This is a genomic window from Gordonia liuliyuniae (genome assembly GCF_021738805.1).
Lineage (GTDB): Bacteria > Actinomycetota > Actinomycetes > Mycobacteriales > Mycobacteriaceae > Gordonia > Gordonia liuliyuniae.
The window spans coordinates 12,536-27,050 of sequence record NZ_JAKKOR010000011.1 but is presented as its reverse complement, the minus strand read 5'-3'; the positions used below and the strand labels follow the sequence as shown (position 1 = coordinate 27,050).

General features: G+C 67.3%; 17 protein-coding genes. 10 read left to right on the top strand and 7 right to left on the bottom strand.

Translation table 11 applies throughout. The features are described from left to right. Both L5G33_RS14115 and L5G33_RS14110 read left to right on the top strand, forming a co-directional pair. Entirely contained in the window at window positions 1-1,107 is a 1,107-nt protein-coding gene (locus L5G33_RS14115; protein WP_236998832.1) for an acyl-CoA dehydrogenase family protein, read from the top strand. Further along, entirely contained in the window at window positions 1,104-2,606 is a 1,503-nt protein-coding gene (locus tag L5G33_RS14110) for an AMP-binding protein (RefSeq protein WP_236998831.1), read from the top strand. The genes L5G33_RS14115 and L5G33_RS14110 overlap by 4 nt, the downstream gene beginning before the upstream one ends. A 22-nt stretch (window positions 2,607-2,628) precedes the next feature. Here L5G33_RS14110 and rpsR read toward each other — a convergent pair whose 3' ends face one another. Genes rpsR through rpmB form a run of 4 tightly spaced genes read right to left on the bottom strand, consistent with a single transcriptional unit; the run spans window position 2,629 to window position 3,589 of the window. Then, window positions 2,629-2,883 (bottom strand): 30S ribosomal protein S18, encoded by a 255-nt coding sequence (rpsR, locus tag L5G33_RS14105; RefSeq protein ID WP_265742972.1) that lies wholly within the window; start codon window positions 2,881-2,883, stop codon window positions 2,629-2,631. Further along, entirely contained in the window at window positions 2,883-3,188 is a 306-nt protein-coding gene (rpsN, locus tag L5G33_RS14100) for a 30S ribosomal protein S14 (protein ID WP_236998829.1), read from the bottom strand. The genes rpsR and rpsN overlap by 1 nt, the downstream gene beginning before the upstream one ends. After that, window positions 3,188-3,355, bottom strand: coding sequence for a 50S ribosomal protein L33 (rpmG, locus tag L5G33_RS14095; RefSeq protein ID WP_236998828.1), 168 nt, complete (start codon window positions 3,353-3,355; stop codon window positions 3,188-3,190). Before rpmG ends, rpsN begins: the two co-directional genes overlap by 1 nt. Further along, a complete protein-coding gene (gene rpmB / locus L5G33_RS14090) occupies window positions 3,356-3,589 on the bottom strand; it encodes a 50S ribosomal protein L28 (protein WP_236998827.1) in 234 nt (77 codons plus the stop codon). It abuts the gene before it with no gap. Window positions 3,590-3,704: 115 nt separating this feature from the next. Here rpmB and mrf point away from each other — a divergent pair, with 115 nt between their 5' ends. Beyond that, window positions 3,705-5,030 carry a ribosome hibernation factor-recruiting GTPase MRF gene (gene mrf / locus L5G33_RS14085; RefSeq protein WP_236998826.1) on the top strand — a complete coding sequence of 442 codons (1,326 nt, stop codon included), beginning with the start codon at window positions 3,705-3,707 and terminating at the stop codon, window positions 5,028-5,030. Further along, window positions 5,027-5,272 (top strand): type B 50S ribosomal protein L31, encoded by a 246-nt coding sequence (locus L5G33_RS14080; RefSeq protein WP_236998825.1) that lies wholly within the window; start codon window positions 5,027-5,029, stop codon window positions 5,270-5,272. The genes mrf and L5G33_RS14080 overlap by 4 nt, the downstream gene beginning before the upstream one ends. Before the next feature lie 10 nt (window positions 5,273-5,282). On the opposite strand, the gene L5G33_RS14075 is transcribed toward L5G33_RS14080, so the two are convergent. Further along, window positions 5,283-6,422, bottom strand: a complete 1,140-nt coding sequence (locus tag L5G33_RS14075) for an NAD(P)H-dependent flavin oxidoreductase (protein ID WP_236998824.1) — start codon at window positions 6,420-6,422, stop codon at window positions 5,283-5,285. 38 nt (window positions 6,423-6,460) lie between these two features. After that, the gene (locus L5G33_RS14070; protein WP_236998823.1) at window positions 6,461-8,107 is read right to left on the bottom strand and encodes an acyl-CoA synthetase; all 1,647 of its coding nucleotides are present in this window, start codon (window positions 8,105-8,107) and stop codon (window positions 6,461-6,463) included. A 59-nt stretch (window positions 8,108-8,166) separates the two neighbouring features. Here L5G33_RS14070 and L5G33_RS14065 point away from each other — a divergent pair, with 59 nt between their 5' ends. The 3 genes from L5G33_RS14065 (at window position 8,167) to L5G33_RS14055 (ending at window position 10,089) form a co-directional block, all read left to right on the top strand. Next, entirely contained in the window at window positions 8,167-8,979 is an 813-nt protein-coding gene (locus L5G33_RS14065) for a crotonase/enoyl-CoA hydratase family protein (RefSeq protein ID WP_236998822.1), read from the top strand. 81 nt (window positions 8,980-9,060) lie between these two features. Next, the gene (locus L5G33_RS14060) at window positions 9,061-9,477 is read left to right on the top strand and encodes a PaaI family thioesterase (protein ID WP_236998821.1); all 417 of its coding nucleotides are present in this window, start codon (window positions 9,061-9,063) and stop codon (window positions 9,475-9,477) included. An 18-nt stretch (window positions 9,478-9,495) separates the two neighbouring features. Further along, window positions 9,496-10,089 (top strand): TetR family transcriptional regulator, encoded by a 594-nt coding sequence (locus tag L5G33_RS14055; protein ID WP_236998820.1) that lies wholly within the window; start codon window positions 9,496-9,498, stop codon window positions 10,087-10,089. A 4-nt stretch (window positions 10,090-10,093) separates the two neighbouring features. Here the strand turns inward: L5G33_RS14055 and L5G33_RS14050 are convergent, their stop codons facing one another. Then, window positions 10,094-11,128 carry an LLM class F420-dependent oxidoreductase gene (locus L5G33_RS14050; protein WP_236998819.1) on the bottom strand — a complete coding sequence of 345 codons (1,035 nt, stop codon included), beginning with the start codon at window positions 11,126-11,128 and terminating at the stop codon, window positions 10,094-10,096. A 58-nt stretch (window positions 11,129-11,186) separates the two neighbouring features. Here L5G33_RS14050 and L5G33_RS14045 point away from each other — a divergent pair, with 58 nt between their 5' ends. From L5G33_RS14045 to L5G33_RS14035, 3 genes are read left to right on the top strand one after another with little or no spacing between them, the layout of a single operon-like run. Then, entirely contained in the window at window positions 11,187-12,200 is a 1,014-nt protein-coding gene (locus L5G33_RS14045) for a Zn-ribbon domain-containing OB-fold protein (protein ID WP_236998818.1), read from the top strand. Between the two features lie 20 nt (window positions 12,201-12,220). Next, window positions 12,221-13,258, top strand: coding sequence for a thiolase family protein (locus tag L5G33_RS14040; protein ID WP_236998817.1), 1,038 nt, complete (start codon window positions 12,221-12,223; stop codon window positions 13,256-13,258). Then, entirely contained in the window at window positions 13,258-14,427 is a 1,170-nt protein-coding gene (locus L5G33_RS14035) for a thiolase family protein (RefSeq protein ID WP_236998816.1), read from the top strand. The genes L5G33_RS14040 and L5G33_RS14035 overlap by 1 nt, the downstream gene beginning before the upstream one ends. Window positions 14,428-14,515 lie beyond the last annotated feature (88 nt).

Sequence of the window (14,515 nt, the reverse complement as noted above, 5' to 3'; positions counted from 1 at the left end):
ATGGACTTCACTCTCACCGAGGCCGCGAGCGACCTGACCGGCCTCACCACCGACATCACCACACGACTCGCGACCGGCGAGCACACCGCAGAACTCGAGACCGCTCACGCGGCGATCGACGCCGACCTGTGGCGTGAGATCGCGAATGCGGGCCTGCTCGGACTGGCGGCGCCGTCCGACCTCGTCGGAGACGGCGGAGCCGATCTGACGACGATGGAGACCACCGCGGTCGCCACCGCTCTCGGCCGCGCCCTGGCCCGGGTGCCGTACCCGCAGCACGCGGTGGCAGCGGTGCCGCTGCTGGCCGCGTATGGCGGCGACGCCGTGCACGATCTGCTCGGCAAGGCGGTCACCGGCGACGCGGTGATCTCAGCGGCCGTCGAAGAGGATCTGGGCTTCGACCTGCTCGCACCGTCGACCACTGTGTCCGCGGATGGCGCGGTGACCGGAACCAAGCTGAACGTGCCGTACGCGGAGGCCGCCGATGCTCTCCTGGTGACCGCGGCGGGCGCGGACGGCACGGTCGTGGTCGTGGTCGACGGCACGGCAGGCGTCACTGTCACCGAGACCCCGACGACCGGTCTGACCCCGGTGTACACGGTGGTCTTCGACGGCGCGGCAGGCACCGTCCTCGACGGTGGTTCGACCACCGCGGCGCGTGCTCGGGACCTGCTGCGTCTCGGGCTGGCGGCAGACCAGGCTGGTGTGGTGGCGGGTGCACTCGCCGCGACCGCCGAGTACGCACGCGAACGCGAACAGTTCGGACGCAAGATCGGTTCGTTCCAGGCGGTCGCGCAACGCCTGGCCGACGACTACATCGACGTGCAGGCACTCTCGTTGACCGTCACCCAGGCCGCGTGGCTGCTGTCCGGCGCAGCCGAGACGGACAACGCCGAGGCGACCGCCGCGGTCGACACAGCGGCCTTCTGGACCGCGGACGCGGGCCACCGCGTCGCACATACGACGGTGCACGTGCATGGCGGCGTCGGACTCGACACCTCCCACCCTGTTCACCGATTCTTCTTGCGCGCCAAGCAGAACGAGTTCACCTACGGCGCGGCTCCGGTGGTACTCGGCGAGCTCGGCGCAATGCTGGCCGCGCGGTGACTGCGCCGTCGGTCACCGATGCGGTCACGCTCGGACGGTTGCTCGCGCCGTTGGCGGAGGTCGACGACCAGGGCGTCTGGTTTCAGGGCGAGTTCACGTCATGGCGTGACCATCTCGCCGACGCCCGCCGGTACGCCGCGGTCGCCGATTCGATACTCGACGATGAGCGGCCGCGCCACGTCGGCGTCCTGCTGGGCAACGGCATCGACTTCTCGAGGCTGTTCGCCGCGGCCGCGCTCGGCGGATTCGTACTCGTCGGCCTCAACTCGACGCGACGAGGCGAGCCTCTCGTCGCGGACGCGGAGCGTGCGGACTGCCAACTGATCCTGGTCTCTCCCGAGACCGCGCCACTGCTGGGCCATGTTCCCGACGCCCGCGTGATCGACGTGTCCTCGGCCGAATGGACGTCCGCGGTTGCTGCTGCCGCACCGGACGACTTCGTACCGGTCGAGACCCGCCCGCAGGACCTGGTGATGCTCATCTTCACTTCGGGCACCACCGGCGACCCGAAGGCGGTCCGATGCAGTCAACGGAAGTTCGCGGCACCAGGCGCCATGCTCGCCCACCGGTTCACGATGGGCCCCGAGGACGTCGCCTACGTGTCGATGCCGATGTTCCACTCGAACGCACTGATCGCCGGATGGTCGGTCGCCGCGGCGGCGCGATGCTCGCTCGCGATAGCGCCGCGCTTCTCCGCACGCGGGTTCGGCGACGACGTCCGCCGCTACGGTGTCACCTTCGCCAACTATGTCGGCCAGCCGCTGCACTACATTCTCGCCACTGCCGAGCGCCCCGACGACGCGACGACGTCGCTGCGCATCATGTACGGCAACGAGGCGTCGGCCGTCGACCGCACCGAGTTCGCGCGCCGTTTCGGTGTGCGCGTCGTCGACGGCTTCGGGTCGACGGAATCCGGTGTCTCGATCTCGCGGACACCGGACACCCCGGACGATGCGCTCGGCCCGCTGACCGCTCCGGTCGCGGTGGTCGACCCCGACACGCTCGACCCGGTCGCCCCCGGCGTGGTCGGCGAGATCGTGAACACGTCGGGGCCCGGCCTGTTCGACGGCTACTACGGTGACGATGCGGCGACCGCCGAACGCATGCGCGGCGGCGTGTACCGCACCGGAGACCTCGGCTGGGTGGACGACGGCGGCTACGTTCACTTCGCCGGACGCATCGGCGACTGGCTGCGCGTCGACGGCGAGAATCTCGGCACGCGTCCGATCGAAACGATCCTCCGCAGGCATCCGCGCGTCTGCGATGCCGTCGTGATCGGTGTCCCCACGGAGATCGGCGACGCCGTCGGAGCCGTCCTCGTCGCCGACGGACTCGACCGTGCCGAGTTCGAGTCGTTCCTCGACGCTCAAACCGATCTCGGCCCCAAACAGCGGCCGACCCGCGTCTGGCTCGTCGCCACCCTCCCGCAGACCGCGACCTTCAAGACCGCCCGCTCGGCCCTGGTCACATCGCTGGGCGACCCGACCTGGCACGCCTGACCAGCCGCGCCGCACCGCTCGGTCAGAATGGGAGCAGAGCCATCTCCCGCGCATTCCGGACGGCCGTGGCGAGCTGTCGTTGCTGCTGCGGTGTCAGCCCGGTGACGGCACGCGCACGGATGCGGCCGCGTTCAGTGAGGAAGCGGCGCAGCGTCGCGGTGTCTTTGTAGTCGAACGTCAGAGTCGGATCGGCCGTGCGGCGCTTGACTCCAACCCTGCTCGCTTTACCGACCCTGTTCGGCTTACCAGTACTGTTCGACTTCTTCGGTTTCGCCATCACCAGCTCGCCTTCGTGATGCCCGGGAGTTCACCGCGGTGGGCCATGGACCGGAATCGAACACGGGAGACTCCGGCCTTGCCGATGTATCCGCGCGGTCGCCCGTCGACGGCGTCACGGTTTCGTAGCCGGGTGGCACTGGCGTCGCGCGGTTGGCTCGCCAGTTCGGCGCGCGCCTGCGCGACCGCGTCCGCGGAACTGGTCGGCGATGCGATGATCGCCTTCAGTTCCGCGCGTCGTTCGGCGTACCGCGCGACGATCTCACGGCGGCGTTGCTCTTTCACGATCTTGGACTTCTTGGCCATCAGCGCTCCTCCTTGAATTCGACGTGGCGGCGGACCACCGGGTCGTACTTGCGCAACACGAGTCGGTCCGGGTCGTTCCGACGGTTCTTGCGGGTCACATACGTGTAGCCGGTCCCGGCAGTGGACTTGAGCTTCACGATGGGCCGTATGTCGGTGCTCTTGCTCATCTAGAGCCGCCCCGCAGCTTTGACGCGTGCGACGACGGCGTCGATCCCATCGCGGTCGATCGTCTTGATTCCGGCCGCGGACACTCGCAGCGTGACGCGCCGTCCGAGCGACGGAACCCAGTACGTCTTGCGCTGGATGTTCGGCCGCCACTGCCGTGACGTGCGTCGATGCGAGTGCGAGACCTGCTTCCCGAACCCGGGAACCTTCCCGGTGACTTGGCATTCGGCGGACACATGCACTCCTTCTTATCGAAAACGATTCGCATTAAATGCGTTCGCCAGGCTACAGTCGGAATTATTCAAACGGAAATCGTGTTCATTAGTACGAGATCGAAACGAAGGAGTCCACATGTCCGACGCGACGCACCGCACCCCGGTGACGCTGGTCGCAGGCCTGGACCGGACCATCAGCGCACGCATCGCCTACACGTTGTTGAGCGCAGGTACGACGGTCGTCTCGCACGACTTGCGTGACGTCGCAGCGGGGCGAGTGACACGCGTCGAGCACCGCATGTCACTCGACGGCGTCGACACGCTCAGCATCGACGACGTCGACCTCGAGCACGGTTGTGTGTCGTGCACGCTGCGCTTGGATCTGCTGCCGATGTTGCGCACCCTGCACCGCGACCCCGACGTTCGACAGATCGTCGTCCTGCTCGATCCCATGGTCGAACCCGAGCGGTTGGCCGTCGAGATCGACAGTACCGTCGTCGAGGCGCCCGACGTCGCCCCCGGCCCGGCGTCTGCGGACGTAGAGATATCTGCGACGCTGTGCGGGATCGACGCGAGGAGTTGGCTCGACGACGCGACCGGCGACGCGACACTCGCCGAAGCGGGTGTGATCGAGGAGGGTGCGACCGAACCCGACGATGAGCGGACGCTGTCCCAGATCGCCGTCGCACAGGTCCGATTCGCGGACGCGATCGTCATCGACGGCGCCGACGGAGTCGAGAGCGCATACGATCTCGCGCGTCTGCACGCCGTGCTGCTGCGGCTCGCACCTGCGGCGGGCATGCGCACACTCAACAGCCAGCAGGCACTCACGCGGGCAGTCGTCGACGGATCGATCGACTCCATGACGCCGGGCACGCCGCATGGTCGTCCGACGCAGCCTTTCGACCCGTTGCTCGCCGGCGGACCCGACCTCGACGAGGACTGCGGCGTACAGCTCGTGTCGTTCGAGGCCGACCGTCCGTTCCATCCCGAACGGCTCCACGACAGCCTCGACGTACTGCTCGAGGGGGTCGTGACCGCCCGCGGACGGATGTGGTTCGCGTCCGACCCGGACGACGTCATGTGGCTCGAGTCAGCGGGCGGCGGACTGTCGATCCTGCACGTCGGCACCTGGTTGGCGTGCGTCGACGACCATTCGAACATCGACCCCGCGCACCAGGTCCTGGCCTCGCTGCGGTGGGATCGTGAGCATGGCGACCGACACACCGCGCTGACCGTCCTGTGCCACCGCGCCGATCCTGGCGACGTTCGTCGCGCACTCGCAGATGCGCTGGTGACCGACGACGAACTCGCACGCGGCCAGGACTACATCACGTCACTGCCCTCGCCGTTCGGGCACGCCCACCGCGACCCGTGCGACGACATGGAATCCCCGACCGACCGAACCGAATCGTCATCCGCCTCTCGAGCGGAGTCGAGACCAGAAGGAGAGCAACTATGAAATCTGGAATCCACCCCGATTACCACCCGGTCGTCTTCCGTGACGCGGCGACCGGCAAAGAGTTCCTGACCCGGTCGACGGCGACCTCGGAGAACACCGTCGACTGGTCGGATGGAAACACCTATCCGCTCATCGTCGTCGATGTGACGAGCGATTCGCACCCGTTCTGGACAGGCGCGCAGCGCGTCATGGACTCGGAGGGCCGCGTCGAGCGGTTCAAGCGCCGCTACGGCATGCAGTAGTCGAGTTCGCTCAACTGTCGGACAGCGTCGCCGCGATCCTGGCCGCCGCCCCCTTGTACTCGGAGACCAGCCCGTCGATCAGTTCGTCGACCGGTGTGATCGCATTGCACCGTCCGACGATTTGGCCGGCGGGCATCGCGACGACACCGGGATCGTCGGCCAGAGAGATGCGGGCGTGTGCCTCTCCCACGAGCAGGTTCTGCAGCGGCATCGGCAGCGGCTCGGGCGCGTTCGCCGCGTCCCACGCATCGGTCCACTTGGTCTTGAGGAGACGTGCGGGCTTCCCCGAGTAGATGCGACGTCGAACGGTGTCGCGCGAGGTCGCGGCGAGCAGCGCCTGTTGAACCGTCGACGGGCCGTCGCCGGTCGCGCCCAAGTCGTACTCGGCCGCCGTCAGCCAGTAGGTGCCCATCCACACGCCCTGCGCGCCGAGCGCGATGGCAGCGGCCATCTGCCTCCCGCTGCCGACGCCGCCCGCAGCGAGGACCGGCGCCCGATCGCCGAGCGCGTCGACGAGTTCGGGCCACAGGATCATCGACGTGACCTCCCCGGTGTGGCCGCCGCCCTCGTAGCCCTGCGCGATCACGATGTCGACGCCCGCGTTCACATGACTGAGTGCATGCTCCTTCGCACCCGCCAGCGCCGCGACCTGCACACCGTTCTCGTGCGCGATCGCGATGACGTCGTCCGGCGGCGACCCGAGCGCGTTCGCGATCAACTTGATCTGTCCGTACTTACGGGTGTGCTCCATCGCGATGTCGACGTGCGAGCGCGCGACCGAGTGCAACCAGCCGAGAACCCCCGTGTTGACGCGGTCGCCCCCGCCGGGGAGGGGCGGCACCCCGAGATCGTCGAGCGTCCGCTCCACGAACGCGCGATGCTCGGGCGGAATCATCGAGTCCAGGTCGACTTTGGAGCCTTCGGTCGGGATCTTGGCGGGCATCACGACATCGACGCCGAACGGCTTGCCATCGGTGTTCTCGTGCATCCATTCGAGGACTTCGTCGAGCTCGTCGGCTTCGTTGAACCGCACGCACCCGAGCACCCCGAGGCCACCTGCGCGGCTGATCGCGGCGGCTACATGCTGGCTCGGAGTGAACCCGAAGATCGGGTATTCGATACCGAACTTCTCACTGAGATCCGTCTTCATTTCTGTCCTTGTCCGTTCTTGGGCTGCGTCTGCAGGGTCTAGAGGGATTCGTCGGGCTCGCGCGAGGACGCGACGTCTGCCGCCCAGCGGTAGTCCGGCTTCCCGGCGGGTGAACGCTTCAACTCGTCGACGAACCAGATGCTGCGCGGAGCCTTGTATCCGGCCAGGACGACGCGGACGACCTCGCCTAGCTCAGGCAGCGTCGGCCGCGCGCCGTTGCGAGCGGCCACCACGGCGGCGACACGTTGACCGAACCGCTCGTCGGGCACGCCGACGACACTCACGTCGAAGACGTCGGGATGCGACTTCAACGCGGCCTCGACCTCTTCCGGGAACACCTTCTCGCCGCCCGTGTTGATCGACATCGACCCGCGACCGAGCATGGTGATGGTCCCGTCGGCCTCGAGGCGCGCGAAGTCGCCGGGCAGCGAGTACCTAACTCCGTCGTACTCGACGAACGTCTCGGCGCTCTTGGCTGGCGCATTGTGATAGCGCAGCGGAATGTGGCCGCTGCGGGCGAGCCGGCCGGTCTCGTCGTCGCCCGGCTGGATCCGGGTGCCGTCCGCACGCAGCACGTGGGTGTTCGGGTCCGCTTTCACGGTGGGCGCTCCCACTCGGCTCTGGCCCTTCACCGCCATGCCCATCCCGCCGAATCCGGTCTCGGAGGAGCCGATGGCATCGACAACGACCGCGTTCGGGAACTTGTCCAGATACCGCTCTTTGACCGCGGGCGAGAACAGCGCGGCCGACGAGGCCACGGACACGATCGACGAGGTGTCGTACTCACCGGCTTCGAGCGCTTCGATCATCGGTCGCCCCATGGCGTCGCCGGTGATGAAGATGACGTTCACCTTGTGCTTGTCGACGGCCTCCCACACGGCGGCGGGGTCGAAGTCCGGGTAGACGACGGACTTTCCGCCGGCGAACAACGATTGGAAGATGGCCCACTGGCTGCCGCCGTGGATGAACGGCGGGATCGGGAAGCGGACGAGTTGTCCGCCTTCGGCTCCGGTCCTGGCGTGCTCCCACTCGTCGGCGACGGGTGTGCCCGTGTACCAGTCGATGCCGCCGCCGAGGACGCGCCACACGTCCTCTTGACGCCAGACGACGCCTTTCGGCTTTCCGGTGGTCCCGCCGGTGTAGACGATGTAGAGATCGTCGTCGCTGCGTTGATCGAAGTCTCGCTCGTGCGACGAGTCGGCGATCGCGTCCTCGTAGTCGACGACGGCGACACCGGGCACCGGTGTACCTGGCTGGTCGACCGCAGCCGCCTGCTGGTCGAACGGGGTCGAGATCACTATCCGAGCCGTGACGTCGAATGCCGATTTCGATAACACGTTGCACACCCGGCCGGTGTACCGCTCCTCGTGAATGAGGACCTTCATCCCGGAGTCGGCGATGATGTGTTCCAGCTCGGATTCCACGTACCGGTAGTTGACGTTGACCATGACCGCTCGAATCTTGAAGATCGCGATCATGGCCTCGACGGACTCGATGGTGTTCCTGCTGTACAGACCCACTCTGTCACCCGGTCGAACGCCGAGTTCGGCGAGTGTGTGAGCGATCGCGTTGGATCGCTCCTCCATCTGCGCGTAGGTCCGACTCTCGTCTCCCGATTCGAGAGCGATTCGGTCGGGCATCAGGTCGACCGCATGCTCGATGAGGTCGGCTATTGTGAAGGCCATACGTCAAAACTAGAACGTGTTACTGTTCGTGGCAAGGGATTCGCCAGACCGGAGGAAACATGCCCGAACAGAGCACAGTCGACGCCGCCGCACCGGAGTGCCTCGTCGAGAAGCGCGGCCACGTCCTGATCGTCACAATGAACCGTCCCGAGGCACGCAATGCGCTCTCCACGGAGATGATGTCGATCATGGAGCAGGCGTGGGATCAGGTGGACGCCGATCCGGACATCCGCGTCGCGATCCTGACCGGCGCGGGCGGCTACTTCTGCGCGGGCGCCGACCTCAAGTCGATGAACAAGAAGGCCCCCGGCGACAAGTTCGCCGAAGGCGGCTGGGACCTGACACGGCTGCCCGCACTCCTCAAGGGCCGCCGCCTCACCAAACCGCTGATCGCCGCGGTCGAGGGCCCCGCTATCGCGGGGGGCACCGAGATCCTGCAGGGCACCGACATTCGAGTGGCCGCCGAGAGTGCGAAGTTCGGTGTGTCAGAAGCCAAGTGGGGCCTGTTCCCGCTGGGCGGCAGCGCAGTGCGCCTGGTCCGACAGATCCCGTACACCGTCGCCGCCGACATCCTGCTGACCGGCCGCCACATCACCGCGACCGAAGCCGAACGGTACGGGCTGGTCGGCTACGTGGTGCCCGACGGCACCGCACTCGAGAAGGCCCTCGAGATCGCCGAGCAGATCGCGGCGAACGGACCGCTCGCCGTCCAGGCGATCCTCAAGACCATCCGAGACTCCGAAGGACTGCACGAGGAGGAGGCATTCAAGATCGACGCCGACCTCGGTGCGTCCGTCTTCAAATCGGCCGACGCGAAGATCGGACCGCGTGCGTTCGCCAACAAGGAGAAGCCCCAGTTCACCGGCGAATGATAGCGAGACCCACGAGGTCGGCCCCCGCCGGCTGAGCATCGACCCTTGACTCCAGAATTATTAGAGACAATCCTCTATTACATGGAGTTCGAACTCGCACGTCAGGTCCTCGAGGCCCAACCGTTCAGCGCACTGCTCGACGCACGGTTGGCATCCTTCGGGGACGGTATCGCCGTCCTGGAGGTGCCGGTGAACGATCGCTTGCGCCAGCAGTTCGGCCTCATCCACGGAGGCGTGCTGGCCTACCTTGCCGACAACAGCCTCACGTACGCGGCCGCGCTCGGTCTCGGCCCGAACGTACTGACCAGCGGATTCAGCATCGATTACGTATCAGCAGGCCGTGACGGCGCGGTCGTACGGTCGACGGCCGAACTCGTCCACTCGAGTCGCCGCAAGGCTACGACCCGCTGCCGCATCGAAATGGTCGATAACGAGGGCACAGTGAAGCTGTGCGCGGTCGCACAGGGCACCGTCCTGGCCACCGAGCCGGCCTCCTGACCGAGCGGACAGGCTGAAATGGGGCGCCGCCCGAAGTTCTCCACCGACGACCTGCTCGACACCGCCATGCAGATCGCACTCGACGACGGCCCGGCCGCAGTCACCGCCACCGCCGTCGCGCGAGTCAGCGGGGCACCGTCCGGCTCGGTGTACCACCGTTTCGCGGGCAGCGACGAGATCCTCGCACGACTCTGGCTCCGCACGATCGTCGAGTTCCAGTCGGGCCTTGTCGACGCCCTGGCACACGACGACACCGCTGCCGCAGCCGACGATGCGATCGCGTACATCTTCGATTGGTGTGCCGCGAACCCCGACAGTGCACGACTGCTGCTGACCTTTAACGAGGGCGAGATCGGCCGCCGTGCAACACAACCCGTCATCGACGAACTTCGTGAACACAACGCCGCAGCGCGGGCCGCACTGGCCGACTGGACTCGGCGCCACTTCGGCGAGGCGGGCCGAGAACAGTTCGACCGCGCGATGTACGCGTTGGTCGATCTGCCGTACGGGGCAGTGCGCAGGCATCTGCCCGACGGGACGCCACGACGGTGGCTGCGTGATTCGGTCGCCGCGACCGCACGGGAGGTGATCTCGCCGCCGGAGCCCCGCTGACGGGTCAGACGAGCAAGGCCAGCTCGCCGATCGTGTCCACGTCCCGGGCGGTGACCATCAGGGTCGTGACGCCCGCGGCCTCCCACACGCGAATCTGGTCTCGGACCTCCCCCCGGGTGCCGACGAGCATGGTCTCGCGGACCATCTCGTCGGGCACCGCGGCGACCGCCTCGGCCTTCCGGCCGGATCGGAACAGACGTCCGACCTCGTCGACGACATCGCCGTATCCCATGCGGCGGTATAGATCTGCGTGGAAGTTCTTCTCCGCCGCACCCATGCCGCCGACGTACAGCGCGGTCGACGGCCGGTATCGTTCGATGGCGGCCGGGACGTCGTCGGTGATGACGCACTGCGCGTTGGCGGCGATCTCGAAGTCTCCCCTCCTCCGGCGAGCGCCCGCCCGCGCGAACCCTTCGTCGAGCCAGCCGTTGAACATGTCGGCCAGACGCGGCGTGTAGAAGACGGCGAGCCACCCGTCGGCGATCTCGGCGGTCTGCGCGACGTTGCGCGGCCCCTCGGCGCCCAACCAGATCGGGATGTCGGCGCGCAGCGGGTGCGTGATCGGCTTCAACGCCTTGCCCAGACCGGTGACGCCGTCCCCGCCGACGAGCGGGAGCCGATAATGCGGCCCGTCACTGGTCACCGGCGCTTCCCGGGCCAGAACCTCACGCACTACGCGAACGTATTCGCGCGTGCGGGCGAGGGGCTTCCCAAAGGGCTGGCCGTACCAGCCTTCGACCACCTGCGGACCCGAGACGCCGAGGCCAATCACATGACGTCCACCGGAGAGGTGGTCGATCGTCAACGCGGCCATCGCCAACGACGTCGGAGGCCGCGCCGACAGTTGGGCCACCGCGGTGCCGAGCCGCACACGCGAAGTCTGTGAACCCCACCAGGCCAGCGGGGTGTAGCAGTCCGATCCCCACGACTCCGCAGTGAACACGGAGTCGAAGCCCGCACGCTCGGCTGCGACCACGAGTTCGGCAGCGTTCTCGATGGGACCGGCTCCCCAATAACCGAGCTGTAGTCCGAGTCTCACTCGCGCACCTTTCGTCAGAACCCTTGCCGTCAATACTAGAACGTGTTCTATTTGATGGGTGACTATTAGTGCCCAACATTCGAGCCCCGAAGTGTCGGTGCCCGTTCCGGAGTCGCCAATCCTCTCCGCGGACCTGACCAATTCCTTCGACTACACGCGGTCCCTCGGGCCCGTTCTGTCCCAGTTCGCCCTCGCGTTGCGCGACGGCCGCATCGTCGGCAGCCGCGGATCCGACGGCCGGGTGACGGTGCCACCCGCCGAGTACGACCCGACCACCGGCGCCGCCACGACCGACATCGTCGAGGTCGCGTCGGTCGGCACGATCGAGACCTGGTCGTGGCAGCCGCATCCGGCCCAGACCCAACCACTCGACGAACCGTTCGCATGGGCGTTGGTCCGCCTCGACGGCGCCGACACTGCGATGCTGCACGCGGTCGCGGCCGACTCCCCCGACCAGGTGAGCACCGGCGCCCGGGTACACGCCGTCTGGCGCGAGGTCCGCACCGGACGGATCGACGACATCGATCACTTCGCGCTCGGCGACACCCCCGTCGCGGCGTCCCCGGCCGACGGGGACTCGATCGCCGACGAGACAGGCAACGTCGTCATCACCACCCCGATCGGCATGACCGTCGTGCACGTCGCGACCGAGAACGAGTCCTGGTACTTGGAGGGACTCAAGGCGGGCAAGCTGTACGGCGGCCGGGTCGAGACCGGCGAAGTCTACTTCCCGCCGCGCGTCGTGAGCCCCGCCGACGGTTCGCGAACGGTCGAGCGCGTCGAACTCGCCGACACCGGCACCATCACGACGTTCTGCATCGTCAACGTGCCATTCCTCGGGCAGCAGATCAAACCCCCGTACGTCGCCGCCTACGTCCTCCTCGACGGCTCCGACATCCCGTTCCTGCATCTGATCCTCGACACCCCCGCTGAGGACGTTCGAATGGGCATGCGCGTCAAAGCGGTCTGGCGGCCGGAAGCCGAATGGGACCACACCCTGCGCAACATCAGCCATTTCGCTCCGAGCGGCGAGGCCGACGCCGACTTCGAGTCGTACCGAAACCACCTGTGACCAGAGAGAGGAGTCGACACATGAGCACGAGTCTTCCGCGGATCGCCGTGGTCGGGTTCGCCCACAGCGCGAATGTCCCCGAAAGCACCGGCACCACAAACGGCGTCGAGATGCTGATCCCCTGCTTCCAGAAGGTGTACGCCGACCTGGGCCTCACCCGCACCGACGTCGATTTCTGGTGCAGCGGGTCGTCCGACTACCTCGCCGGACGAGCGTTCTCGTTCATCTCGGCGATCGACGCCATCGGCGCAGTCCCCCCGATCCACGAGTCGCACGTCGAGATGGACGCGGCGTGGGCCCTGTACGAGGCCTGGGTCAAGATCGCGACCGGCGAGGTCGACATCGCGCTCGCCTACGGTTTCGGCAAGTCGTCCGCCGGCGACATGGACCAGGTCCTCGCGCTGCAGACCGACCCGTACACGGTGGCGCCCCTCTGGCCGGACGCGCCGTCGCTTGCCGGCCTCCAAGCCCGCGCCGGGATCGACTCCGGTGCATGGACCGAAGCGGACATGGCCGCCGTCGCGGCGCGCGCGGGCGGGTCGTCGGTCGACGATCTGCTGGCCGCCGACTACGTCCGTGATCCGCTGCGCCAGAGCGACATCGCCCCGTACGCCGACGCCGGAGCCGCAGTCGTCCTCGCCAGTGAGGAACGCGCACGTGAGCTCGTCGAGAATCCCGCATGGGTCACCGGGTGGGATCACCGCATCGACACCCCCAACTTCGGCTCCCGCGACCTGACTCGGTCCCCGTCCACGAAGCTGGCGGCAGACACCGCATTCGGCGACCGCGACCGCAACGTCGACGTCGCCGAGATCCACGCGCCGTACACCCATCAGGAGCTGATCGTGCGCCGCGAACTCGGCATCGGCGAGGACACGCAGATCAACCCGTCCGGCGGAGTGATGGGCGGCCACGCACTGTTCTCCGCAGGACTGCAGCGCATCGGCTACGCCGCGCACTCGATCCTCACCGGGCAGGCGCGCACAGCGCTGGCGCACGCGACGAGCGGGCCACTGCTGCAACAGAACATGGTGCTCACATTGGAAGGCGAGAACTGATGGGCCGCAATCGCGCCGCCGTGCTGGGCACGGGGCAGACGAAGTACGTCGCCAAACGACACGACGTCACGATGGCCGGGATGTGCCGCGAAGCGATCGACCGGGCGCTCGACGACGCACAAGTCAGTCTGGACGACATCGACGCGATCGTCATCGGCAAGGCTCCCGACCTGTTCGAGGGATCGATGATGCCCGAGCTCGCGATGGCCGAGGCGATCGGAGCCGTCGGGAAGCGACTCATCCGCGTGCACACCGCCGGATCGGTCGGCGCGTCCACAGCCGTCGTCGGGTCATCGCTGGTCACCAGCGGCGTGCACCGACGAGTGTTGGCGCTGTCGTGGGAGAAGCAGTCCGAGTCGAACGCCATGTGGGCGCTGTCGATCCCGGTTCCGTTCACGATGCCGGTCGGAGCGGGCGCGGGTGGATTCTTCGCTCCGCACGTCCGCGCGTACATCAACAACTCGCAGGCGCCGGATCACATCGGCGCGATGGTCGCTACCAAGGATCGTCTCAACGGCTCACGCAACCCGTTGGCGCACTTGCAGCAGCCCGACATCACCGTCGACAAGGTCCTCGCCTCGCAGATGCTGTGGGATCCGATCCGGTTCGACGAGACGTGTCCGTCGTCGGACGGGGCCTGCGCAGTCGTGATCGGCGACGAGGCCGCGGCCGACGACGCCGTCGCCGACGGCCGCCCGGTCGCGTGGATTCATGCGACGGCGATGCGCACCGAACCGCTCTCGTACTCGCACCGCAACGTCGTGAGTCCGCAGGCAGGTCGCGACGCGTCCGCCGCACTCTGGAAGGCCGCAGGAATCACGAATCCGCTCGAGGAGATCGACACCGCCGAAATCTACGTCCCGTTCTCCTGGTTCGAGCCGATGTGGCTGGAGAACCTCGGCTTCATGCCCGAATACGAGGGCTGGAAGCTCACCGAGGCAGGCGAGACCGCGATCGGCGGCAAGCTGCCGGTCAATGCGTCCGGCGGCGTGCTCTCGTCCAACCCGATCGGCGCCTCTGGCATGATTCGCTGCGCCGAGGCCGCGATCCAGGTGATGGGCAAGGCTGGAGACCACCAGGTCCCGGACGCCCGCAAGGCGTTCGGCCACGCCTACGGTGGCGGTTCGCAGTACTTCTCGATGTGGGTCGTGGGGTCCGACAAGCCGTAAGGCCCTTCATACGAGGAGAGCGGAGCGCAGACCTGGTCTCGCCTCCGCTCTTCTCGTCTGGGTTCTTCTCGTCTGGGCTCTTCTCGTC